Annotated in this window: 25 protein-coding genes and 2 pseudogenes; 13 read left to right on the top strand and 14 right to left on the bottom strand. The window is 71.6% G+C overall.

Features of this window, described 5'->3' with window-relative positions; all coding sequences use genetic code 11:
- The first annotated feature begins 6 nt into the window (after window positions 1-6).
- On the top strand, window positions 7-1,491 hold the full coding sequence (locus ABZ877_RS04760; protein WP_361064307.1) for a glycoside hydrolase family 3 protein: 1,485 nt from the start codon (window positions 7-9) through the stop codon (window positions 1,489-1,491).
- Between the two features lie 137 nt (window positions 1,492-1,628).
- On the opposite strand, the gene nagB is transcribed toward ABZ877_RS04760, so the two are convergent.
- Window positions 1,629-2,414, bottom strand: coding sequence for a glucosamine-6-phosphate deaminase (gene nagB / locus ABZ877_RS04755; RefSeq protein WP_361064304.1), 786 nt, complete (start codon window positions 2,412-2,414; stop codon window positions 1,629-1,631).
- Window positions 2,415-2,603: 189 nt separating this feature from the next.
- Window positions 2,604-3,371: an SDR family oxidoreductase gene (locus ABZ877_RS04750; RefSeq protein ID WP_361064301.1), complete on the bottom strand. Its 768-nt coding sequence runs from the start codon at window positions 3,369-3,371 to the stop codon at window positions 2,604-2,606.
- 109 nt (window positions 3,372-3,480) lie between these two features.
- Between ABZ877_RS04750 and ABZ877_RS04745 the strand changes: the two genes are divergently transcribed.
- Together ABZ877_RS04745 and ABZ877_RS04740 are read left to right on the top strand one after the other, a co-directional pair.
- Window positions 3,481-4,134 carry a TetR/AcrR family transcriptional regulator gene (locus tag ABZ877_RS04745; protein ID WP_361064299.1) on the top strand — a complete coding sequence of 218 codons (654 nt, stop codon included), beginning with the start codon at window positions 3,481-3,483 and terminating at the stop codon, window positions 4,132-4,134.
- Window positions 4,135-4,496: 362 nt separating this feature from the next.
- Complete coding sequence (locus ABZ877_RS04740; RefSeq protein WP_361064763.1) at window positions 4,497-5,963, top strand: PAS domain-containing sensor histidine kinase; 1,467 nt, start codon at window positions 4,497-4,499, stop codon at window positions 5,961-5,963.
- A 199-nt stretch (window positions 5,964-6,162) separates the two neighbouring features.
- Here ABZ877_RS04740 and ABZ877_RS04735 read toward each other — a convergent pair whose 3' ends face one another.
- Together ABZ877_RS04735 and ABZ877_RS04730 are read right to left on the bottom strand one after the other, a co-directional pair.
- Window positions 6,163-6,420, bottom strand: coding sequence for a WhiB family transcriptional regulator (locus tag ABZ877_RS04735; protein WP_016639615.1), 258 nt, complete (start codon window positions 6,418-6,420; stop codon window positions 6,163-6,165).
- Between the two features lie 319 nt (window positions 6,421-6,739).
- A complete protein-coding gene (locus ABZ877_RS04730; protein ID WP_361064296.1) occupies window positions 6,740-7,708 on the bottom strand; it encodes a diacylglycerol kinase family protein in 969 nt (322 codons plus the stop codon).
- A gap of 59 nt (window positions 7,709-7,767) precedes the next feature.
- Here ABZ877_RS04730 and ABZ877_RS04725 point away from each other — a divergent pair, with 59 nt between their 5' ends.
- A complete protein-coding gene (locus ABZ877_RS04725) occupies window positions 7,768-8,217 on the top strand; it encodes a hypothetical protein (RefSeq protein ID WP_361064292.1) in 450 nt (149 codons plus the stop codon).
- A gap of 16 nt (window positions 8,218-8,233) precedes the next feature.
- On the opposite strand, the gene ABZ877_RS04720 is transcribed toward ABZ877_RS04725, so the two are convergent.
- The 3 genes from ABZ877_RS04720 to ABZ877_RS04710 all read right to left on the bottom strand — a co-directional run bounded on the left by ABZ877_RS04720 (window position 8,234) and on the right by ABZ877_RS04710 (window position 10,193).
- A complete protein-coding gene (locus ABZ877_RS04720; RefSeq protein ID WP_361064289.1) occupies window positions 8,234-9,259 on the bottom strand; it encodes an RNA polymerase sigma factor SigF in 1,026 nt (341 codons plus the stop codon).
- Complete coding sequence (locus tag ABZ877_RS04715) at window positions 9,256-9,669, bottom strand: anti-sigma regulatory factor (protein WP_361064287.1); 414 nt, start codon at window positions 9,667-9,669, stop codon at window positions 9,256-9,258. The genes ABZ877_RS04720 and ABZ877_RS04715 overlap by 4 nt, the downstream gene beginning before the upstream one ends.
- Before the next feature lie 263 nt (window positions 9,670-9,932).
- Entirely contained in the window at window positions 9,933-10,193 is a 261-nt protein-coding gene (locus ABZ877_RS04710) for a UBP-type zinc finger domain-containing protein (RefSeq protein ID WP_361064284.1), read from the bottom strand.
- A gap of 50 nt (window positions 10,194-10,243) precedes the next feature.
- Here ABZ877_RS04710 and ABZ877_RS04705 point away from each other — a divergent pair, with 50 nt between their 5' ends.
- Window positions 10,244-11,842: a Na+/H+ antiporter gene (locus ABZ877_RS04705; protein WP_361064281.1), complete on the top strand. Its 1,599-nt coding sequence runs from the start codon at window positions 10,244-10,246 to the stop codon at window positions 11,840-11,842.
- Here ABZ877_RS04705 and ABZ877_RS04700 read toward each other — a convergent pair.
- From ABZ877_RS04700 to ABZ877_RS04690, 3 genes are all read right to left on the bottom strand, one after another.
- Window positions 11,821-12,744, bottom strand: a complete 924-nt coding sequence (locus ABZ877_RS04700; protein ID WP_361064278.1) for a pyridoxal-phosphate dependent enzyme — start codon at window positions 12,742-12,744, stop codon at window positions 11,821-11,823. The two genes, ABZ877_RS04705 and ABZ877_RS04700, sit on opposite strands and share 22 nt — an antisense overlap.
- 56 nt (window positions 12,745-12,800) lie before the next feature.
- Entirely contained in the window at window positions 12,801-13,388 is a 588-nt protein-coding gene (locus tag ABZ877_RS04695) for an N-acetylmuramoyl-L-alanine amidase (protein WP_361064276.1), read from the bottom strand.
- A 153-nt stretch (window positions 13,389-13,541) separates the two neighbouring features.
- Window positions 13,542-13,775 carry a hypothetical protein gene (locus tag ABZ877_RS04690; RefSeq protein ID WP_361064273.1) on the bottom strand — a complete coding sequence of 78 codons (234 nt, stop codon included), beginning with the start codon at window positions 13,773-13,775 and terminating at the stop codon, window positions 13,542-13,544.
- A gap of 187 nt (window positions 13,776-13,962) precedes the next feature.
- On the opposite strand from ABZ877_RS04690, the gene ABZ877_RS04685 reads away from it, so the two are divergent.
- The 3 genes from ABZ877_RS04685 to ABZ877_RS04675 all read left to right on the top strand — a co-directional run bounded on the left by ABZ877_RS04685 (window position 13,963) and on the right by ABZ877_RS04675 (window position 17,440).
- Window positions 13,963-15,369, top strand: coding sequence for a family 2B encapsulin nanocompartment shell protein (locus ABZ877_RS04685; RefSeq protein WP_361064271.1), 1,407 nt, complete (start codon window positions 13,963-13,965; stop codon window positions 15,367-15,369).
- Between the two features lie 112 nt (window positions 15,370-15,481).
- Window positions 15,482-16,627 (top strand): family 2 encapsulin nanocompartment cargo protein polyprenyl transferase, encoded by a 1,146-nt coding sequence (locus tag ABZ877_RS04680; protein ID WP_361064268.1) that lies wholly within the window; start codon window positions 15,482-15,484, stop codon window positions 16,625-16,627.
- Between the two features lie 204 nt (window positions 16,628-16,831).
- On the top strand, window positions 16,832-17,440 hold the full coding sequence (locus tag ABZ877_RS04675) for a GNAT family N-acetyltransferase (RefSeq protein WP_361064265.1): 609 nt from the start codon (window positions 16,832-16,834) through the stop codon (window positions 17,438-17,440).
- 3 nt (window positions 17,441-17,443) lie between these two features.
- Here the strand turns inward: ABZ877_RS04675 and ABZ877_RS04670 are convergent, their stop codons facing one another.
- A complete protein-coding gene (locus ABZ877_RS04670; protein ID WP_361064262.1) occupies window positions 17,444-18,034 on the bottom strand; it encodes a TetR family transcriptional regulator in 591 nt (196 codons plus the stop codon).
- A 114-nt stretch (window positions 18,035-18,148) separates the two neighbouring features.
- Between ABZ877_RS04670 and ABZ877_RS04665 the strand changes: the two genes are divergently transcribed.
- The 5 genes and pseudogenes from ABZ877_RS04665 (at window position 18,149) to ABZ877_RS04645 (ending at window position 21,133) form a co-directional block, all read left to right on the top strand.
- Window positions 18,149-18,736, top strand: coding sequence for a dihydrofolate reductase family protein (locus tag ABZ877_RS04665; RefSeq protein WP_361064259.1), 588 nt, complete (start codon window positions 18,149-18,151; stop codon window positions 18,734-18,736).
- A 29-nt stretch (window positions 18,737-18,765) separates the two neighbouring features.
- A pseudogene (locus ABZ877_RS04660) lies at window positions 18,766-19,089 on the top strand (DUF952 domain-containing protein); the annotation flags it as partial.
- A 33-nt stretch (window positions 19,090-19,122) separates the two neighbouring features.
- Complete coding sequence (locus ABZ877_RS04655; RefSeq protein WP_361064760.1) at window positions 19,123-19,671, top strand: sugar O-acetyltransferase; 549 nt, start codon at window positions 19,123-19,125, stop codon at window positions 19,669-19,671.
- An 11-nt stretch (window positions 19,672-19,682) separates the two neighbouring features.
- Window positions 19,683-20,600 (top strand): hypothetical protein, encoded by a 918-nt coding sequence (locus ABZ877_RS04650; protein ID WP_361064256.1) that lies wholly within the window; start codon window positions 19,683-19,685, stop codon window positions 20,598-20,600.
- A 77-nt stretch (window positions 20,601-20,677) separates the two neighbouring features.
- Complete coding sequence (locus ABZ877_RS04645; protein ID WP_361064253.1) at window positions 20,678-21,133, top strand: group II truncated hemoglobin; 456 nt, start codon at window positions 20,678-20,680, stop codon at window positions 21,131-21,133.
- A 56-nt stretch (window positions 21,134-21,189) separates the two neighbouring features.
- On the opposite strand, the pseudogene ABZ877_RS04640 reads toward ABZ877_RS04645, so the two are convergent.
- The 3 genes and pseudogenes from ABZ877_RS04640 to sodN all read right to left on the bottom strand — a co-directional run.
- A pseudogene (locus ABZ877_RS04640) lies at window positions 21,190-21,454 on the bottom strand (hypothetical protein); the annotation flags it as partial.
- A gap of 23 nt (window positions 21,455-21,477) precedes the next feature.
- Window positions 21,478-21,627: a hypothetical protein gene (locus ABZ877_RS04635; protein WP_361064792.1), complete on the bottom strand. Its 150-nt coding sequence runs from the start codon at window positions 21,625-21,627 to the stop codon at window positions 21,478-21,480.
- A gap of 131 nt (window positions 21,628-21,758) precedes the next feature.
- Window positions 21,759-22,154: a superoxide dismutase, Ni gene (gene sodN / locus ABZ877_RS04630; RefSeq protein ID WP_361064250.1), complete on the bottom strand. Its 396-nt coding sequence runs from the start codon at window positions 22,152-22,154 to the stop codon at window positions 21,759-21,761.
- Window positions 22,155-22,181: the final 27 nt, after the last annotated feature.

The raw sequence follows: 22,181 nt of genomic DNA, 5'->3' as shown, positions 1-22,181 counted from the left end.
CCACCGATGACCACTGTCACCAGCGGCACAGACACGCTGACCCGCGACGCGCTCGCCGTCCTCCAGCCCGGCTTCGCCGGCACCACCGCACCGGACTGGGTGCTGCGCCGTCTCGGCGAGGGCCTCGCCTCCGTCGGCCTGTTCGGCCGCAACATCCAGACGGCGGACCAGGTCGCGGCGCTCACCGCCCAGTTGAAGGCGGAGCGCGACGACCTGCTCGTCGCCATCGACGAGGAGAGCGGCGACGTCACCCGCCTCGAGGTCCGTACGGGCTCCTCGTTCCCCGGCAACCACGCGCTCGGCAAGGTCGACGACGTGGAGCTGACCCGCTCCGTCGCCTTCGAGCTGGGCCGACGCCTCGCCGAGTGCGGCGTCAACCTCAACTGGGCGCCGTCCGCCGACGTCAACGCCAACCCCGACAACCCGGTCATCGGCGTCCGCTCCTTCGGCGCCGACACCGCGCTCGTCGCCCGGCACACCGCCGCCTACGTGGAGGGCATGCAGGCGGCCGGGGTCGCCGCCTGCACCAAGCACTTCCCCGGCCACGGCGACACCGGTGTCGACTCCCACCACGACATGCCGCTCATCGACGTCGGCCTCGACGTCCTGAACGCCCGTGACCTCGTCCCGTTCCGCGCGGCGATCGCGGCGGGCAGCCGCGCCGTGATGAGCGCCCACATCATGGTCCCGGCGCTCGACGCGGACCGCCCGGCGACCCTCTCCCGCCGCATCCTCACCGGCCTGCTCCGCGAGGAACTCGGCTACGACGGCCTCATCGTCACCGACGGCATCGAGATGCGCGCCATCTCCGCCGCCTACGGGATCGAGCGCGGCAGCGTCCTCGCCATCGCCGCGGGCGCCGACGCCATCTGCGTGGGCGGCGGCCTCAACGACGAGGGGACCGTCACCCGGCTGCGGGACGCCCTCGTGGCCGCCGTCCGCTCCGGCGACCTCCCCGAGGAACGCCTCGCGGACGCCGCCGCCCGGGTCCGCGCCCTCGCCACGTGGACGGCGACGGCGGGCGCGGGCTCGGAGATCGTGTCCGACCCCGAGATCGGCCTGATCGCGGCCCGCCGCGCGGTGACGGTCACCCGCGGCGACTACGCGCCGCCGGCCTCGGGCCCGGTCCACGTCGCCGCCTTCTCCCCGCTGGCCAACATCGCGGTCGGCGACGAGACCCCCTGGGGCGTCGGCGCCGAACTCGAACGCCTCCTCCCCGGCACCACCACCGGCTCCTACTCGGGCCCCGACGCGGGCGCCGACGCCCTGGCCGCCGCCGGTGACCGGCGCATCGTCGCCGTGGTCCGCGACGAACACCGCCACCCCTGGATGACCGACGCCGTGACCACCCTCCTCGCCGCCCGCCCGGACACGGTCGTCGTCGAGATGGGCGTCCCGCAGGCGCCCCCGCGCGGCGCCCTGCACATCGCCACGCACGGAGCGGCTCGGGTGTGCGGGGTCGCTGCCGCTGAGGTCATCGTCGCGGGGTAGCCGACCCCCAGGCAGGTACTCACCGGCAAGCCGCTCGCAAGAGACGAAGGGGCCGGAGGGACGAAAGGGCCGGTCATCCCCAGCGGGGACGACCGGCCCTTTCGCGCGAGCCGCGGGCGGCTGGGACGAGCCCGGGCCTACAGCCCCTGCCACTCCGGCTTGTTGGCGTACGTGTGCCGGAAGTAGTCCGCGAGCTTCAGCTTCGACGCGGCCGCCTCGTCCACGACGATCGTCGCGTGCGGGTGCAGTTGCAGCGCCGACGCCGGGACGACCGACGCGACGGGCCCCTCCACCGTCGCCGCCACGGCGTCCGCCTTGCCCTCGCCCGTGGCGAGCAGCACCAGGTGCCGGGCCTCCAGGATCGTGCCGATGCCCTGCGTGATGACGTGGCGCGGCACCTGGCTCAGGTCCCCGTCGAAGAACCGCGCATTGTCCGCGATCGTCTGTTCGGTCAACGTCTTGATCCTGGTCCGCGAGGCGATCGACGAGCACGGCTCGTTGAACCCGATGTGCCCGTCGGTGCCGATCCCGAGCAACTGCAGATCGACCCCGCCGGCCTCGACCAGCGCCCTGTCGTACGCCTCGCACGCCGCCTGCACGTCCTCGGCGCTGCCGTCGGGCCCCATGAACGCCGCCTCGTCCAGCCCGAGCGGCTCGACGACCTCGCGCAGCACCGTCGCCCGGTAGGACTCGGGGTGTCCGGTCGGCAGCCCCACGTACTCGTCGAGCTGGGCGATGCGGGCCTTCGACGCGTCGACCTCACCGGCGCGCACCTTGGCCGTCAGCGCCTGGTAGATGGGCAGCGGCGTCGAGCCGGTGGCCACGCCGAGCAGCGCGTCGGGCTTGCGCCGCAGCAGCTCGGCCATGGCCTCGGCGATCAGCTCGCCACCTGCCTTGGCGTCCGGAACGATCACAACTTCCACGCTGGGCCTGCCGTTCTGGTCAGAGGAGACTGGAGAGTATGTGGTATAGACCAATCACCACCAATCTAGCAGAGCGCCCCCTCCCCGGTCAGGCCCCGCACACCCCTGCTCCGTCCATGCTCGGCGCTGCGGGCGGCCTTGGCATGTCGGGGACGGGGAGGGGCGGCGAACGCTCCGGGCGGGTGCGGCTCAGCGGCCCAGCAACGAGCCTCCCGTCGCGTCCACCCACTGCCCCGTCACCCACCGCCCGTCCGGCGACGCGAGGAACGCCACCACGTCGGCTATCTCCGCCGGCGTCCCGACCTTGCCCAGGGCCGAGAGCGCGGCAGCGCCGTCCCACGCCTCGTCGCTCGCGCGGAGCCACTCCGCGTTGACGTCCGTGTCGACGATGCCGGGCGCCACCGTGTTCGCCGTGATGCCGCGCGGCCCGAGCACCTTGGCGAGGTAATGGGTCAGCACGTCGAGCGCGCCCTTCGTCATCGCGTACGGCATGAGGTCGGGCAGCATCGCCGTGCGCGCGGCGCCGGAGGAGATGTTGATGATGCGGCCGCCGTCGCGCATCCGGGGTGCCGCGAGCTGGGCCAGGAAGAACGGTGACTTGGCGTTGACCGTGAAGAGGCGGTCGAACTCCGCCTCCTCGATGTCCGCGAAGGCGCTGGACGTGCCGATCCCCGCGTTGTTCACCAGGATGTCCACGCCGTCCGCCCGCGCGTCGAACTTCTCCCACAGCTCCTTCGCGGCCCCCGGCGCACCCAGCTCGGCCCCGAGCGCGAACGCCGAACCGCCCGCCGCCTCGATCGCGGCCACCGTCTCCTCCGCGGCCGCGCGGTTGCTCCCGTAGTGCACCGCGACCCGTGCCCCGTCCCGGCCGAGCCGCTCCGCGATGCCGCGCCCAATGCCCCGGCTCGCGCCCGTGACCAGTGCCGTCCTGCCTGCGAGTACACCCGTGCCGCTCATGCCGCAGCCCCTCTCGTCCCGTAGCCGTGAAATCTGTAGCGGTCGTTACGAAAATGACCGTAGCGCATCCCCGTCCCGTTTCGCTAGTGACCGCTATAGAATTCACTCCATGGCGACCAAGCAGCGTGGGCGGCCCCGCTCCTTCGACCGGGAGACCGCCCTGGAGAAGGCCATGCGGGCCTTCTGGGAGAACGGCTACGAGGGGACCTCGGTCTCCGAGCTGACCCGCGAGATGGGCATCGGCGCCCCCAGCCTCTACGCCGCCTTCGGCGACAAGCGCTCGCTGTTCGAGGAGGTCGTGCGGGTCTACGGCACCACCCACGGCGCCGGACCCGGCCGCGCCCTGGCCGAGGAGCCCACCGCCCACGCCGCTGTCGAGCGCCTGCTGCGGGAGGCGGCCGACGAGTTCACCGCCCCCGGTCACCCGCACGGCTGCCTCGTGATCCACGCCGCGACCAACTGCACGACGCCCGAGGTCGAGCAGGCGCTGCGCGACCAGCGCGGCGCCAGCCTCGCCGCGATCGAGGACCGGCTGCGCCAGGGGGTGGCGGCGGGGGAGTTGCCCGAGGCCACGGACACCGCGGCTCTCGCGCGCTACGTGGGCGCCGTCTTCCAGGGCATGTCGCAGCAGTCCAGGGACGGTGCGACCAAGGCCGACCTGGAGGCGATCGCCGCCCTCGCGATGGCCGCCTGGCCCGTGAGCGAACCGGCGCGACGAGGCGTAGGAACCGGCGCGGGACGAAACGTAGGGACCGGCGCGTGAACCGGCGCGCGTGCGTGCCCGTGAAGAGAGGCGTACGCCACTGCCGAAAGAGCCCCGCGGCTCGGAGGAAGGGACGAGAATTAAGCCGGTCCGACGCATAGACATCGGAGAATGGTCTAGTCCACAATGCGTACGGAAGACCTCCGCCCTCCCCGCACAGGAGGACGGACAGAGGAACCCCGCTCTCTGCCCTGACTGCGGCGGCTCCTCGATCGGCAGCCGGGCACCGCACACCTGGCGGCCGATGCACCTGAAGGGCTGCGGTGCCAGGGAAAGGGTCGAGGGTCCCTCCCCCCGGCGCCGCGGCCCGTCGGTCTTTTCGGGGCCCGACGACCTGCGGGTACGCTCGCCTCGTGCCCTCCATGAACGATCTCGTACGCCAGCACACCGCCCTCGGCGACTCCGACCTCGAGTGGCTCCACCTGCTGGTCTCGGAGTGGCAGCTGCTCTCCGACCTCTCCTTCGCCGACCTCGTCCTGTGGGTCCCGACGCGCGACGGCACCCGGTACGTCTCCGTGGCGCAGATGCGCCCGAACACCGGTCCGACGTCCTACCAGGACGACATGGTCGGCCATCTCGTGCCGCGCGGCCGCCGCCCCATGCTGGACGCCGCGCTCGACGAGGGCCGCATCGTGCGCGAGGGCGATCCCGAGTGGCGCGAGGAGGTCCCGGTGCGGGTCGAGTCCATCCCCGTACGCCGGGAGGGCCGGGTCCTCGGCGTCATCGCGCGCAACACGAACCTGCTGACCGTCCGCACGCCCTCGCGCCTGGAGCTGACCTATCTGCAGTCGGCGTCCGACCTGGCGCAGATGATCGCCGCCGGCGCGTTCCCCTTCCCGGGGCAGCAGGTGGACATGGACGCCTCCCCACGCGTGGGCGACGGTCTGATCCGGCTCGACGCCGACGGAGTCGTCCAGTACGCGTCCCCGAACGCGCTCTCCGCGTACCACCGCCTCGGCTTCTCGGCGGATCTGGTCGGCCACCACCTCGGCACGACGACGGCCGAACTCGCGCCCTCGCGCGGGCCGGTGGACGAGGCGCTCGCCAAGGTGGCCAGCGGATGGGCGCCGCGCGAGTTCGAGATCGAGGGCGAGGAAGGATCGATTCAGCTGCGCGCGATCCCGCTCAAGCCCAAGGGCACGCGCATCGGTTCCCTGGTCCTCCTGCGTGACGTCACCGAACTGCGGCGGCGCGAGCGGGAGTTGATCACAAAGGACGCGACCATCCGGGAGATCCACCACCGGGTGAAGAACAACCTGCAGACAGTGGCCGCCCTCCTGCGCCTCCAGGCCCGGCGCATCGGGTCGGACGGGGGGCGCGAGGCGCTCGAGGAAGCGGTCCGGCGCGTCGGGTCCATCGCGATCGTCCACGAGACGCTGTCGCAGAACCTGGACGAGCGCGTGGAGTTCGACGAGATCGCCGACCGGGTGCTCGCCATGGTCGCCGAGATCTCACCCGGACAGGTGACGGGCCGGCGCACCGGCCGCTTCGGCATCCTGGACGCCGAGGTCGCCACACCCCTGTCGATGGTCCTCACCGAAGTACTGCAGAACGCCCTGGAGCACGGCTACCGGCAGGGCGACACCGGCACCGTCGAGGTCTCGGCGGTGCGCGGCGGCACCAGCAAGGACGCCCGGCTCCTCATCACCGTCCAGGACGACGGCGTCGGCCTGCCCGAGGGCTTCGACCCCAAGCGGGCGGGCAACCTGGGGCTGCAGATCGTACGTACGTTGGTGGAGGGCGAGTTGGGCGGATCGTTCGACATGGTGCCCGCACCCGAGCGCGGCACCCAGGTCGTCCTCGACATCCCGGTGCGCTCGACCAAGTAGCCGATCCCGCTGTCAGGTGGACAGCAATGAGCCCCGGACCGTCGAACGGTTCCGGGGCTCACTGCTCGCGTTGCTCGGGTCTTGTCCCGGGCTGAGCCTGGGGGAGCATCGGGGGGTACTGCGCGCTGCGGCTCGGGGGCGGGGGGATGCGTACTCGCTGTACGCGCCGCCGGGCTCAGGCTCGATAAGGGGTGGGGGATCAGGCGGAGGCCTGACGGGCCCGGTTGCGAGCGGCGCGGCGCTTCATCGCGCGGCGCTCGTCCTCGCTGAGGCCACCCCAGACGCCGGAGTCCTGGCCGGACTCGAGCGCCCACTGCAGGCACTGCTCCATGACGGGGCAGCGACGGCAGACGGCCTTGGCTTCCTCGATCTGCAGCAGCGCGGGACCGGTGTTGCCGATGGGGAAGAACAGCTCGGGGTCTTCCTCGCGGCAAACGGCGTTGTGACGCCAGTCCATGGCTGCTACCTCTCCTTGGTATTACGTGCGGATTGCTTGTGAATGTGAACGCTTTCACGAATCCCTCAACAAGTGAAGGGACGGACGTCACATCTGCGACGGGTGTCCGTTGCTTTGAGGAGGGGATTCGGGCTCTCTGTGGGGCCGATGTTGCGGGCCGTCCCGAGCGCCATGTAGAGATTCGCAAACCTCGGCGGCGGATACAACCCCTTCCGGAAAGTTTTTTTTGATTCCTCGGTGTCGACTAGGTCACAGCCGTCATTCCATGGGGTGGGACCTGGCCCAAACGTTCGAGATGAAGGACTTTGGACCCTTCCACTCACACAATCACACGCAGTGCACGGCGTACGCCTGTGAACGTCACGCTAGTACGCAGCCCCAGGTGGTCACCGTCCATCTGAAGGGGCAGGGGCGCCTTCGAATGCAAGGTGAAGTCCGTGAGGTCATGGAGCGTGACCGCGTTCTTACCGTGAGGTCCCCGCTCGGGCGACGACGTCAGCAACTGGGTGCCGTAACGGGCCACCGCCGGCGTCGACAATTTCTTGAGTCCCAGCACGTCAAGGCCGGTGTCGAAGGACGCCTTCGGCGTCGGATAGAGCGGCCGGTTGCCCAGGAACGACCACGGGGAGGTGTTGCTGACTATGGAGACGACCAGATCCGTGACCGGATCCTCGCCCGGCCGTTCGAGCGTGATCGTGCCGTGTCTGCGGTCCGGCTCCCCAAGGAATTGACGCACCACCTGTCGCACGTACAGGGCATGCGTCGAACGCTTGCCGCGTTCCCGCTGCTGCTCGACTCTGCCGACCACACCGGCGTCGAAGCCGACCCCCGCGCTGAAGGTGAACCAGCGCGACGGCACCGCCTCGTCCTCCGTGCCCGGAGTGCCCGCGGTGAGGCCCAGACCGACCGTGCGCTCCCGGCCCTCGCGCAGGGCGTCCAGAAGCTGCCCGGTCGCCTCCACGGGCTCGTTCGGCAGACCCAGGGCGCGCGCGAAGACGTTGGTGGAGCCGCCGGGGACGACGGCCAGGCGCGGCAGCCGGTCGGGGTCCGGGCCGTGGTGCAGCAGCCCGTTCACCACCTCGTTGACCGTGCCGTCGCCGCCGAGGGCGACGACCAGCTCGATGTCCTTGCTCTCCGCCGCCTGGCGGCCCAGGTCGCGCGCGTGCCCGCGGTACTCGGTGGTGACCGCGTCGAGCTTCATCTCGCTCGCGAGGGCGTGGATCAGGACATCGCGCGTGCGCGCACTGGTGGTGGTTGCCGCCGGATTGACCACGAGAAGTGCACGCATGCGAAGCAGGGTACCCAGCGCCCTGCGGGGAACGCGTGGCCGGGGGCTACCCTGCACAGGTGACCTCTGAGCAGAATCCCGCCCCCGAGACCTCCGAAGCAGACGGCCCGCGCCCCGGCCGGCTGACCGCCGCGGCGGCCCTGGCCGGACTCGAGGGCGTCGCACTCGTCGCGGGCGGCGTCTCCCTGCTGGTCGCCGGGGTCACCGGGAACCCCGACAACACCCAGCAGGCCGTCACCGGCGGGGTGACCCTCATCGTGCTCGCCCTGCTGCCGCTGCTCGCCGCGCGCGGGCTCCTCGCGCGCAAGAGCTGGAGCCGCGGCCCGGCGATCATCACGCAGATCATGGCGCTGCCGGTCGCCTACACGCTGCTGCAGGCCGACAGCATGGCCATCCCCGGCGGCATCGCGCTCGCCGCCGTGGCGATCGCCGCGCTGGTCCTGCTGGTCAATCCGGCGACCACGCGCGCGCTCGGCATCCGTACGCCGGGCAGCGCACAGCCCAAGTAGGCGCGGCCGCCGCGACTCACTCCTCTACGAGGAGCTTCTCCCGCAGCTGTGCGAGGGTGCGGGCGAGGAGGCGGGAGACGTGCATCTGCGAGATGCCGACCTCCTGCGCGATCTGCGACTGCGTCATGTTCCCGAAGAAGCGCAGCAGGAGGATCCGCTTCTCGCGCGGGGGCAGGTCCTCCAGGAGCGGCTTGAGGGACTCGCGGTACTCGACACCCTCCAGTGCCTCGTCCTCGGCGCCCAGGGTGTCGGCGACCGCCGGGGACTCGTCGTCCGTGTCCGGGACGTCCAGGGACAGCGTGGAGTAGGCGTTGGCCGACTCCAGGCCCTCCAGGACCTCCTCCTCCGAGATGGCCAGCTTCTCGGCCAGCTCGTGGACCGTGGGGGAGCGGCCGTGCGTCTGCGACAGCTCGGCCGTCGCCGTCGTCAGGGACAGGCGCAGCTCCTGGAGGCGGCGCGGGACGCGCACCGCCCAGCCCTTGTCGCGGAAGTGCCGCTTGATCTCTCCGACGACCGTCGGCGTCGCGTACGTGGAGAACTCCACGCCGCGCTCCGGGTCGAACCGGTCGACCGACTTGATCAGGCCGATCGTCGCGACCTGGGTGAGGTCGTCCAGCGGTTCCCCGCGGTTGCGGAAGCGGCGGGCCAGGTGCTCGACGAGCGGCAGATGCATGCGCACGAGCTGATTGCGCATCTCCGCGTACTCGGGGCTGCCGGACGGCAGGGTGCGCAGCTCGATGAACATCGCGCGCGCGTTGCTGCGGTCCCGCGGGTCGTGCCGGCCCTGCTGCTCACCGTGTCGCTCGTGGTCGCTCATCAATCCCGCCCGTCGCGCGTCCGATCCCCCTGGCCGCTCACGGAGCCCGGCCCCGGAAGTCGGCGCTGCCTGCTCTGGCGCGTCGGCCATCGGGTCCTCCGGGTGCGGCCTGGCCTGCTGCTCGGGGATGCCGGCGGCCATCCGCCGCACCCCCGCCGTGCCGTCGGCCGGGAAATCCCGTGTGCCGCGCTTGTCGTCCCGCACCGGACCGTCCCCGTTCCTCACGCCGGGCCGGGGCCCGCGCCGCGCTTCTTGTAGAGGCTGATCGAGACGGTGTTGTCCTCGGCCACCGAGGAGTCGACCTGGCCCGCGAGGGCCGACAGCACCGTCCAGGCGAAGGTGTCGCGCTCCGGGGCCCGGCCGTCGGTGGTCGGGGCGGAGACCGTCACCTCCAGGGAGTCGTCGACGAGCCGGAACACGCAGCTGAGCACCGAGCCCGCGACGGCCTGCTGGAGCAGGATCGCGCAGGCCTCGTCGACCGCGATGCGCAGGTCCTCGATCTCGTCGAGGGTGAAGTCCAAACGTGCCGCGAGACCGGCCGTGGCCGTCCGCAGCACCGACAGGTAGGCACCCGCAGCCGGCAGCCGGACTTCCACGAAGTCCTGATTCCCGGGCTCTCCCGCGATCTCGGACACCCTCACCTCCAAGGTGGTACAAGCACTTTCGGGCTCCGGAGGTCCTCCCCCGGGTGACGCGCCACATATATCTGCGGTGACGCTACCGCGCGCCCGACTTCCCTGTCCCGGGGACCCCCGGCCCAGTGCTGTCACTCATAGTAAGCCTACGGGTACGGACAGTGGCTAGAGGGCGTGCGCTCCCAATTGGAAAGAGCGGGCGCCGGATTGACGTACCCAAGCGCCAACCGGTCGAACCCCGACCCGGCCGCGGATCGTCCGGATCAGACCAAAGTCGTGTCCACGAAGCACCAACGCCAGCTCTCACCAGGCTCGAAGGTGCGCATCACCGGATGGCCCGTCTCCTTGAAGTGCTCCGTCGCGTGCCGGTACGGCGAGGAGTCGCAGCATCCGACGTGGCCGCAGACCAGACACAGCCGTAGTTGCACAGGGTGACTGCCCAGGGCCAGGCACTCCAGACAGGTCTCGCTCAGCGGGGCCGGCTCGGGGTGCGGCAGCGCGTCGACGTGCGGGCACTCGTTCATGATGGCCAGGTTACGACGGGGGACGTGAGAAGGACGGCGGAAGGCTGGGCATGGACGTATTGCCACTGGTGGGGTTGGTCGCGGTGAGCGCGGCGGTGGCGGGGGTGGCGCGCAGGACACCGATACCGGCACCGCTCCTCCTGGTCGCGGCAGGCCTGATCGCCTCCTATGTGCCGGGGGTCCCGGCGTACGCGCTCGACCCGCACGTCGTCCTGCCGCTGATCCTTCCGCCGCTGCTGCACACGGCGGCCCTGGAGAGCTCCTACCTGGACCTGCGGGCCAACATCAGACCCGTCGCCCTGCTCTCCGTGGGCTACGTCCTGTTCGCCACGGTGGCGGTGGGCTGGCTGGCGTACGAGCTGATCCCGGACCTGCCGCTGACCGCCGCGCTCGTCCTCGGCGCGGTGATCGCCCCGCCCGACGCGGTGGCCGCGACGGCGATCGCGCGCCGGGTGGGCCTGCCCGCGCGGCTCACCACGATCCTCCAGGGCGAGTCCCTGGTGAACGACGCCACCGCGATCACCGCCTACAAGGTGGCGCTCGCCGCCGCCGTGGGGGAGGGGGCGAGCTGGGCGGGCGGCATCCGCGAGTTCCTCATGGCCGCCGTGGGCGGTGTCGGGGTCGGCCTGCTCCTGATGGTGCCGCTGCACTGGCTGCGCAAGCGGCTCACCGAGGCGGTCCTGCAGAACACCCTTTCCCTGCTGATCCCCTTCGTGGCGTACGCGACGGCGGAGCAGGTGGGCGCCTCCGGGGTCCTCGCGGTCGTCACGGTCGCCCTGTACCTCGGGCACCGCTCCTGGCAGGTCGACTTCGAGACGCGGCTCCAGGAGGCCGCGGTGTGGAAGGTCGTCTCCTTCATCCTGGAGTCGTCCGTCTTCGCGCTCATCGGTCTGCAACTGCCCGTCGTCCTGAAGGACCTCGGCGAGTACAGCGTGGGGCAGGCCGTCTGGTACGCGGTCGGGGTGTTCGTCCTGGTGGTCGTGGTCCGCTTCGTGTGGTCCTACCCGGCCACTTACCTGCCGATCTTCCTGTCGGCGCGGATCAGGGAGCGGGAGAGCGACACCGACTGGAAGCGGCCGCTCATCGTGAGCTGGGCGGGGATGCGCGGGGTGGTGTCGCTGGCCATCGCCTTCTCCATCCCGCTCGTCACGGAGGACGGCGAGGAGTTCCCCGCGCGCAACCTTGTGCTCTTCCTGACCTTCACCACCGTCATCGGCACCCTCGTGGTGCAGGGGCTCAGCCTGCCGGCGCTGATCAAGGCGCTGAGGCTGCCGGGGCGGGACGTCCAGCGCGAGACGCTCGCCGAGGCGCAGGCCCAGAGCGTCGCCTCGACCGCCGCGGAGGAGCGCGTGGACACCTTGATGCAGGACGAGCGCAACTGCCTGCCGCAGCCCCTCCAGGACCGTCTGCGCACCGTTCTGGAGCGGCGCCGCAACTCCGTGTGGGAGCGGCTCGGCCAGCCCAACCCCGTGACGGGCGAGTCCGCCGACGACACCTACCGCAGGCTCGCGCGCGAGGCCATCGCGGCCGAGCGCGAGGTCTTCGTACGGATGCGGGACGAGCGGCGGATCGACGACGAGATGATGCGCACCCTGCTGCGCAAGCTCGACCTGGAGGAGGCCGCCGCCTACCGGGAGGTCGACGACTGAGCACCCTCGAAAGGGGCTCCCGTGACGACGGCGGCGAGCGTCGTGCCCGGCGCGAACGCGCCCTCCTCCGCGAGCACGACAAGAGCGTGGAGCATCTTGGCGACGTAGAGATGCTCGACCGGGACGCCGTGGCGCCGCTCGAAGTCCTCCGCGAAGGCGACCAGAGCGGCGGGCACGCGCGCGTAGCCGCCGCAATGGAAGCGGTCCTCGATGTGCCATGTGCCCCGGGGGCAGCCGAACGCCGCCTCTTGCAGCGCGCGGACGTCGGCCGTCAGGAAGCCGCCCTTGAGCACGGAGACGCCCAGGGCGCGCTGGCCGGGGGCGAGCCCGGCGGCGAGGCCGGCGAGCGTGCCGCCCGTCCCGCAGGCGACAGCGACGACGTCGGCCTCGCCGCGCAGTTCACGGCCGAGCTCCGTGCAGCCCGCCACCGCGCGGGCGTTGCTGCCGCCCTCGGGAACGACATGGGCGTCCGTCGCACCCGTGGCGTCCAGGAGCGCGGCCAGGACGTCCGGATCGCTCTTGCGCCGGTACGTGGCCCGGTCGACGAAGTGCAGCCGCATGCCGTCGCGGACGCACCGGGCCAGCGACGCATTGGGCGGCCGCTCCGCGAGCTCCTGGCCGCGGACGATGCCGAGGGTGGGTACGCCGAGGAGGCGCCCGGCGGCGGCCGTGGCCCGCAGGTGGTTCGAGTAGGCGCCGCCGAACGTGACGAGGGCACGGCCCCGCGCCGCCGCCAGGTTCGGGGCGAGCTTGCGCCACTTGTTGCCGATCAGCTCCGGGTGGATCAGATCGTCCCGCTTGAGCAGCAGACGCAGGCCGTGGCGCCCGAAACGGTCGTCGTCGACCTCGGTGAGCGGCGACGGCAGTCGCGGGCGGAGAACATCGGTGAGCGGGCGGGGCACCCGGCCATTGTCGAACACCGGACATCTGTCCGGGCGCCACCGCCGCAGGGGTGCTCCTACAGGCGGTCACCGATGCGGTTGCGCATCCACGCCATGGTGAACCCCTTCGGATCGATCTTCCCGGGCTGCCACTCCAGATGGCCGATGACCGAGCGCTCCGTCCAGCCGTGGTGGCGACAGACGGCCGCGGCCGCCTTCTCGACGGCCTCCAGCTGCGCCGCGGGCCACGGATCGCGCCCGTCGCCCATGTTCTCGCACTCGAAGCCGTAGAAGTGGCGGTTGCCGTCGGTGTTCGCCTCGTTGTCCGGCGGTAGCGCCCGCTCGGCGATGACGGCGCGCAGGACGTCGTCGTCACCGAGGCCCGCGTGGTTCGCCCGTCCGTAGCCGACCAGGTGGACCCGGCCGTCCTTCGTGATGACGCCGTGGCACAGCGGCCCCGGCAGGTCCGGGTGGCCGTCGCGACAGATGCGGACCGTGGCGTCACTGCCCTTGGTGACGGTGTGATGGATCATCACCCCGTGCATCGGCCCCCAGGCGCCCTGGTGGTTGCGATTGTGATCCTTCCAGTCGCCGACCTCGACGACCGTCAGCCCCTCGTTCTCGAGAGCGGCGAGAAAGCTGTCCGCGGACATGGGTGGGGCCATGACCGACTCCTCACGGGCGCGACGGCCCGCCCGTCGCGCACCGTCTCGTACCGTGCATTTACCCGCAACTGCGGTACGGGGACCAGTCGTTCGGATTCCGTGCGAGCCGTTCCGGACACCGGCGACCCGCCGCTCCCACGGGCGGCGCGGGTCTCAGCCGCGCAGGAAGCCGTCCCCGTTCGCCGCGATGTGCGCCTCCAGGGCCTGCAACGCCCGCTGCGTGGCGTCCGGGCTGCCGGTACCCCTGCGCTCCTCGTAGTAGGCCGCGCCCAGCTTCTTCAGCAGATCGCCGCCGGCGCGCTGCGCCTGCACGTCGTCCAGCTTCTGCTTGCCCTGCGTCAGGCCGCGCTGCGCCTGCTCCTTCGCACGGTCCAAGAACCCCGCCATGGTCGTCTCCTCGTCACGTCGTGGTGTTGTCCGATCAACGTGTCGCTGGATCGGTGAGTTCCGCAAAAACGCGACTGATGCCCCGCTCGGGCGTGATCCATTCCCCCTCGTTTGTGTAATGGCGCCATCACGCAGCGTGCTGGCAGTGTGTGCCGCCGCAGGTCGGTTCCTGATCAGGAGGCAATCCATGTCGGTAGGCGAAGAGGTCCGCACGGAGCAGTCGGGTTCGCAGAAGAGCCTCAGCACATCCGCCGCGCGGAATCTGGCCACCACCAGCAAGTCCGTGCCGCAGATGCAGGAGATCAGCTCCCGCTGGCTGCTGCGGGCGCTGCCCTGGGTGAACGTGAAGGGCGGCACGTACCGGGTCAACCGCCGCCTGAGCTACACCGTCGGGGACGGACGGATCACGTTCGTGAAGACCGGGGACCAGGTCCGCGTCATCCCGGCCGAGCTGGGGGAACTGCCGGCGCTGCGCGGCTTCGAGGACCCCGACGTCCTGGGTGAGCTGGCCCAGCGGTGCACGCAGCGGGAGTTCGCCCCCGGTGACGTGCTCGCCTCCTTCGGCAGTCAGGCCGACGAGGCGTACCTCATCGCGCACGGCCGCGTGGAGAAGATCGGCACCGGCCCCTACGGAGACGACGCGCGCCTCGGCGTCCTGGCGGACGGCTCGTTCTTCGGCGAACAGGCCCTCCTCGACCCGGACAGCATGTGGGAGTTCACCGCCCGCGCGATCACCGCGTGCACGGTGCTCGTGCTGCCGCGCCGGGACCTGGAGCAGGTCGCGGAGCGGTCCGAGTCGCTCGGCGACCACCTGCGGCAACTGCGCACGATCCCCGAGCAGCGGGCCAACGACTTCGGCGAGAAGGAGATCGACCTCTCCGCGGGCCACGTCGGCGAGGCCGTCCTGCCCGGCACGTACGTCGACTACGAGTCGGCGCCGCGCGAGTACGAGCTGAGCGTCGCCCAGACCGTCCTGCGCGTCCACACGCGCGTGGCCGACCTCTACAACCACCCGATGAACCAGACGGAGCAGCAGCTCCGCCTCACCGTCGAGGCGCTGAAGGAGCGCCAGGAGTACGAGCTGGTCAACAACCCGGAGTTCGGCCTGCTCAACAACTGCGAGTACGACCAGCGGATCCAGCCGCACAACGGCGCGCCGACCCCCGACGACATGGACGAGCTGCTCAGCAGGCGGCGCGGGTCCAAGCTGTTCCTGGCGCACCCGAAGGCGATCGCCGCGTTCGGCCGGGAGTGCAACAAGCGGGGCCTGGTCCCCGAGAGCATCGACATGGGCGGGCACCGCATCCCGACCTGGCGCGGCGTCCCGATCTACCCCTGCGGCAAGATCCCGGTCTCGGACGCCCGGACCACGTCCATCATCTGCATGCGTACGGGGGAGGAGGAGCAGGGCGTCATCGGACTCCAGCAGACCGGCATCCCGGACGAGATCGAGCCGAGCCTGTCGGTGCGGTTCATGGGCATCAACGAGCAGGCGATCATCTCCTACCTGGTGACCACCTACTACTCGGCGGCGGTCCTGGTGCCGGACGCGCTCGGCGTCCTGGAGAACGTCGAGATCGGCCGGTGGCAGTGACGCCCCGAGCACAGTCCGCCGTGTCCCCGCCCGGCAGGGTGGGTACACCCAGGGGGTACGCGCCCTCCATCAGCGGATCCGCCACCGTCCGCGCCCTGTCCGGGGTGAGTCCATGACGCAGACGGCACAGACGCGAGGGGCGGCGGGGCCCGCCGAGCCGGCCACGGCACGCGGGAAGGTGGTGCCCGCGCCCGCGACGGCCGGCGCGGGAAGCCGGGACGGACGCGAGACCGCCGCGGACGCGGAGGTCGTCCTGGCGCAGGCCAGGGCGTCGGTGGGGCCTGCATTACGGCGGGCCGTCGAGTCGCTGCCGGGGTCCATACGCGGCGTCGCCCTCTACCACTTCGGCTGGCAGGAGGCGGACGGCACGCCCGCGGCGGGGAGCGCGGGCAAGGCGGTCCGCCCCGCGCTCGTCCTCGCCGCGTCGCGCGCCCTCGGGGGGCGCGCCGAGCGGGCGGTACGGGCGGCGGCCGCCGTGGAGCTGACCCACAACTTCACCCTCCTCCACGACGACGTCCTCGACCGGGACGAGACGCGCAGGCACCGGCCGACGGCCTGGACCGTGTTCGGGGACGCCGACGCGATCCTGGTCGGGGACGCTCTGCAAGCGCTGGCGCAGCGGCTGATCGCCGAGGACCCGCACCCGGCGGCTCCGGCCGCGGCGGCCCGGCTCGCCGCGTGCGTGGTGGAGCTGTGCGCCGGTCAGTCCACGGACGTGGCGCTGGAGCGGCGCGGCCCGCGCGAGGTGTCCCTGGAGGAGACCCTGGTCATGGCGGAGGCCAAGACGGGGGCGCTGCTCGGGTGTGCCTGTGCGATCGGCGGGCTGTACGCGGGCGCGGGCGAGGAGGAGGCCGCGGCGCTCGACGCGTTCGGGCGGGCCGCGGGCCTGGCCTTCCAGCTCATCGACGACGTGATCGGCATCTGGGGCGATCCGGCCCGCACCGGCAAGCCCGCCGGGGCCGACCTCGCCGTCCGCAAGAAATCCCTGCCCGTCGTCGCGGCGCTCGCCTCCGGCGGTCCGGCGGCGGAGGAGCTGGCCGCGCTGTACGGGCCGCCGGGCCCCGACAAGGAGGGCCCCGCCGAGCTGGAGGCGATCGCGCTGGCCGTCGAGCGCGCGGGCGGCCGCGACTGGGCGCAGGCCCGCGCCGCCGACGAGATGGCCCGCGCCCTGCACGAACTGGCCCGCGCGGTGCCGGTGCCGGAGGCGGCGGGCGGGTTGTTGTCGCTGGCCGAGTTCGTCACGCGGCGGGGGTACTGAGAGCGGCGGGCAGATGCAGCGGCCCGGCCCAGCCCAGCCCAGCAGAGCGCGGGGCCCCCTTCCCGTACCCGGTGATGAGCCCGCACCCCGTGCCGTACCCGCGCTCGTCCCCACGACCATGGCTCTCCCCGTACGTGATCGCTTAGGCTGCCAACCGCCGGTGCGTGAAAGCCGGTTGGTGGACGACGCGAGGGGACGATCGGCGTGGGCGTGGGGATCCGGCGGGCGCGGGCGGACGAGCGGGACTTCGTCGTGGGGCTGCTCGACGAGGCGTTCATGGACGACCCCGTGAGCAGTTGGGTGTTCCCCGACCCGGCGCACCGGCGGGCGCGGCACCCGTATCTGATGGGCGCGTTCACCGACGCCACCTTCGCCGACGGTTACATCGACCTCTTGGAGGACGGCACCGCCGTCGCCCTGTGGATGGACATACCCGCGGCCCCCGACGAGCCCGGGGCCGGTGCGGACGAGGACGGGCCCGCGCAGGTGCGGGCCGCCGTCGACTCCGACAACGAGCGGGTCGAGCAGATCGCCCGGCTGACCGAGGCCGCGCACCCGGCCGGCCGGGCGCACGTCTACCTGTGGATGATCGGCGTCAAGCCGGGGCGGCAGGGCGAGGGCCTCGGGACCGCGCTGATGGCGCAGGTCCTGGAGCGGTGCGACCGCGAAGGGCTCCCTGCCTACCTTGAGGCGAGCAACGCCCGCAGCCGCGCCCTGTACGAGCGGCTCGGCTTCGTCTTCACCGGGACCGCCGTCGAGCTGCCCGGCGGCCCGTCGCTGTGGCCCATGTGGCGGGAGCCGCAGGGCGGCTGAGGCTCAGGCGGGCGGCACGATCCGTTCCACCAGGCGTTCCACGATGCCGTCCGGCACGCTCACGCCCGGGATCGCGCCCTCCAGCAACCCCGGCATCGTGAGGTGCTCCAGGATGAGACCGAGCATGCCCAGATAGAGCAGGGTGATCTCCTCCGCGCCGCCGGGCAGTTCGGACTCGGCATTGAACGCGATGCCGAAGTCGAGGTCGCCGCGGAGCGATGTCATCAGGGACGCGCGCAGCGCGGGGCGGCGCGTCGCCTCCAGGCGCATCTCCATCATGGCGAGGAAGCCGGTGCGGTCACCCTGCACCCGGCCCATCAGGTCGTGCATGAACGCGGTGACGAGGGCGCGGTCCCTCGGCCTCTTCAGCAGCTCGGCGACGACCTCCGGGTCCGGCGCGAGCCGTTCGTGCAGATACGTGTCGATCTGGTGCAGCAGGTCGTCGCGGTTGGCGAAGTAGTTCGACGACGTGCCTGTGGGCACGCCCGCCGCCGTGTCCACCGCGCGGAAGGTCAGCCCGCGCGCGCCCTCGGCCGCGAGCACCTCGACGGCCGCGTCCACGAGCGCGGCCCGGCGCTCCGGGTTCTTCACCATGCTCCGACTCCTTGTTCCTCAACCCTCTTGCAACCACTACACACGAAGTACTATAACTGAAGTGGTTGGGCGCCGGCCCTCCACCCACCACGTCCTCCACGAAAAGAGACCAGCTTGCGCAAGCTCACGTACTTCGTCGCCGTCTCCGTCGACGGCTTCATCGGTGACGAGTCCGGTGACGGAACGATGTTCATGTCCTACGTCGACGAGGAGTTCCGGGACTTCCTCGTCCAGGAGTACCCGGAGACCATCTCGTCGGAAGGCCGCAGGCTCCTCGGCATCGAAGGGGTCGCGAACAAGAAGTACGACACCGTGGTGCAGGGCCGTCGCAGCTACCAGGTGGGGATCGACGCCGGGCTCCTCAGCCCGTACGGACACCTGCGCGAGTACGTCGCGACGCGCAGCCTCACCGAGTCCCCGCACCCGCACGTGGAGCTGATCCGTGACGACGTCGTCGGCACGGTGCGCGCGCTCAAGGCCGAGGAGGGCGAGCTGGGGATCTGGCTCTGCGGGGGCGCGGAGCTGGCCGGGCTGCTCGCGGACGAGATCGACGAACTCGTGATCAAGACGTATCCGGTGGTGTTCGGCGGCGGCATGCCCATGTTCGCGGGCCGCAAGTACGCGCTCGCGGAGTTCGACCTGGCGGAAAACCGCACCTTCGGGAACGGTGTGATCGTCCGCCGCTACACCAGGCGCCCGTAGAAGATCGGCCGAGCCCATAGATTGGGCGCATGGCGATCGAACTGCTGCACCTCACCGAGCGCGCCCTGTGGGAGAGCGCACGGGCGACCGGCGCGTACACGATGTCGACCCGTGGCAAGACCCTCCAGGAGGTCGGGTTCATCCACTGCGCGTTCCCGCACCAGCTGCGGGCCGTGGCCGACATGCTGCACGGGGGTGAGGGGGCCGCGGCCGGAGAGCTGGTCGTCCTGGTCATCGACCGCGAGCGGCTCGGCGTGCCGGTGCGTGTGGAGCCGGGGGTGCCGGGCGGCGAGGAGTTTCCGCACGTGTACGGGCCGCTGCCGGTCGGCGCGGTGAGCGAGGTACGGGACTGGCCGCGCCCCCAGGACCGTAGCCAGAAGGAGCGCATGCTCGCCGGTGACCTCTACCTCGCCGACGATCCCGAGCTGACCGCCGACGCGCTGCGCGGCGCCGAGCTCGCCGAGCGGTACAACGCGAGCAGCGTCACCGACCTGCCGGCCCGGCGCGCGCTGCTGCGTGAACTGCTCGGCGAGGTCGGCGACGACGTCGTGGTGCGCCCGCCGCTCGCCGTCGACTACGGGCAGTACATCAGCATCGGCGCGCGGACGTTCGTCAACTGCGGGGCCGTCATGCTGGACGTGGCGCCCATCCGGATCGGCGAGGACGTGCAGATCGGCCCGAACGTCCAGCTCCTCACGCCCACCCACCCCGTCGACCCCGAGCCGCGCCGCGCCAAGTGGGAGGCGGCGAAGCCGATCACCATCGGCGACAACGTGTGGCTGGGCGGCGGTGTCATCGTCTGCCCCGGCGTCACGATCGGCGCGAACACGGTGGTCGGCGCCGGTTCCGTCGTCACCCGCGATCTGCCGCCGGACGTGGTCGCCGTGGGCAATCCGGCGCGGATCGTCCGCACGACGGGGGCGGCCGGGGAGTGAGACGCAGGGGGGTGCTGTGTGTTCTCGCCGGGGTGCTGGCCGTCGTCTGCGTCCAGGGCGACGGCGGGGCGGGAGCCGCCGGTGACCACGCGAGGACGTGGGCGGACGGGACACCGGTCGTGCGCACCGATGGAGACGTGCCGGAACTGCCGTTCGCCGCTTACGAGTTCGATGGCGCCGACAAAGACGCGTACCTGAAGTGGGAGTCGGCCGTCGGGCTGCTCGCGCAGCGCTGCATGGTCCGGCACGGCTTCGCCGACTTCCCCCGCGACCCGCAGCCGTACACCATGGCCGCCACCTACACCGTGACGGGGGTCGCCATGAGCGCGGGCCCGGTCGGCTCCCACGACCTGGAGAACGCCAGGCGCTGGGGGTACGGCTGGGACCCGGCGAAGGCGGTCGGCCCGCGTCGCCACACCGGACGGATGATGACGAGCGAGGAGTCCGAGGTCTACCACGGCGACCAGGAGGCCGGGGACAACGGCTGCTCGGGCGAGGCCGAACGGCGGCTCCGGCGCGGGGTGCACGACATCGAGCGCGTGTGGACGTACGTCACCGAACGCGAGGACGCCGTCGACAAGCGGGCCGCACGCGACCCGCGGCTGCGCCGCGCCTACCGGGTGTGGGCGGACTGCGTGGCCGGCAAGGGGTTCACGCGGTACGCCGACCCCATGGCCGCCGCCGATGACAAGGCATGGCGGCGCGGACAGGACGGCAACACGCGGCGGACGCGGCGCGAGATCGGTACGGCCGTCGCCGACGTCGAGTGCAAGCGCGCGCACAACACGGCGGGGGTGTGGTGGTCGGTGACGGCCCGCCTCCAGCGCCGCGAACTCGCTGCGCACCGGGCCGAGTTCGACGCCGTACGCGCGGACCGGGACCGTGTGCTCCGCAATGTACGGGCGGTCCTCGGGACCGAGGGGTCCTGAGGATTCCCGGGTCCGGGGACACCGGGTAGGTTCCGCCGTGACGGCCACATGGGCCCTGGCGCTGGGGGGTGCCGAGCATGACGGAGCAGACCGGATCCCTGTACGAGCACGCGGGCGGCGACGAAGGGCTGCACCGGGTCGAGGATATCTTCTACACAAAGGTCCTGGCCGATCCGGTGCTCAAGGAGCTGTTCCCGCGCCGCCGTCCGCACCACGTCGAGCATCTGACCTGGTTCACGGCCGAGTCGCTCGGCGGGCCCGACCGCTTCACCCGTGAGCTGGGGTTCCGCCACCTCATCGACGCGCACCGGGACCTGGAGATCACCGAGGAGCAGCGGGCGCGCTTCGCCGAGTTGTACGAGGAGGCGCTCGATGAGGCGGGGCTGCCGGACGACGGGCCGTTCCGTGAGGCGTTCCGCTCGCACATCGAGTTCGGCACACGGGTCGCCCAGCAGAACTCCCGCGCCCGGACCGAGGAGGAGCTGCACCCGCTGCGCGAGGTGCCGAGGTGGCGGTGGCCGGCTAGGGAGTAGCCGCGGCCCCGCGCATCGATCCGGTCATCGCCTCCACGGACGCGTCCCGCACCGCCCCGGCAGGCGTCGACGCGCTGGATTCCGTACGGGAGGCCGTTCCAGTCGATGAAGCGCTGGGCGAACGCGCGGTCGGCGGCGGTGGGCCCGTACGGGCGCAGCTCCCAGCGGCGTGCCGGATCAGGGGCGTACAAGGCGTATTGGAGCGTGTCGTCGACGAAGCAGAAGGAGACCTCGTAGGCGAAGTCGACGCGGGGCTGGACGAGGACGGCGCCGCCGGGCCGGAGCGCGCACGTCGGCCGGTGACAGCACGCGCAGGCCCATCGAGTCCGCGCCCAGCTTCGGCTTCACCACGTACGCGTCGGACTCGGCAGCAGGGCGAGGTCGGCGGCGCGGAAGGCCGTGTACGCCTCCTGATGGCCGAGCACGGGGCCGCTGTTGCGCCGGGCGCAGGCGCGAGGTGAGGAAGATGTCCTCGTCGCGGTAGCGGCGGCCACGGGCCTGGGTCTCCTGACGGTGGTACGCCGGAGGGGCCCGGCCGAGTTCGATCGGCCGGGCCCCTCCGGATGGTTCGGGGCCCGCGGGGGTGCACCGCCCGCCGGTCACCGGTACCGGGGTGCGACCCTGGTCAGGCCTTCTTGGTCTCCCAGAAGATCTTGTCGATCTGGGCGATGTAGTCCAGCGCCTTCTGGCCCGTGGCCGGGTCCTTCGACGCCTTGGCGGCCGAGAGGGCCTTCAGGGTGTCGTTGACCAGCTGGTGCAGCTCCGGGTACTTCTCGAAGTGCGGGGGCTTGAAGTAGTCGCTCCACAGCACCGAGACGTGGTGCTTGGCGAGCTCGGCGCGCTGCTCCTTGATGATGGTGGCGCGCGTCTGGAAGTGCGGGTCGTCGTTGCCGGCCATCTTCTCCTGGACGGCCTTGACCGACTCGGCCTCGATGCGGGCCTGGGCCGGGTCGTACACGCCGCAGGGGAGGTCGCAGTGCGCGCTGGCCTTCACCTTGGGGGCGAACAGGCGGGAAAGCATGTGCTGTCCTTCCTCGTGATCGTCTTC

Origin of the sequence: Streptomyces sp. NPDC046939 (genome assembly GCF_040644575.1) — a bacterium.
Lineage (GTDB): Bacteria > Actinomycetota > Actinomycetes > Streptomycetales > Streptomycetaceae > Streptomyces.
This window is presented reverse-complemented; position numbering and strand designations above follow the sequence as displayed.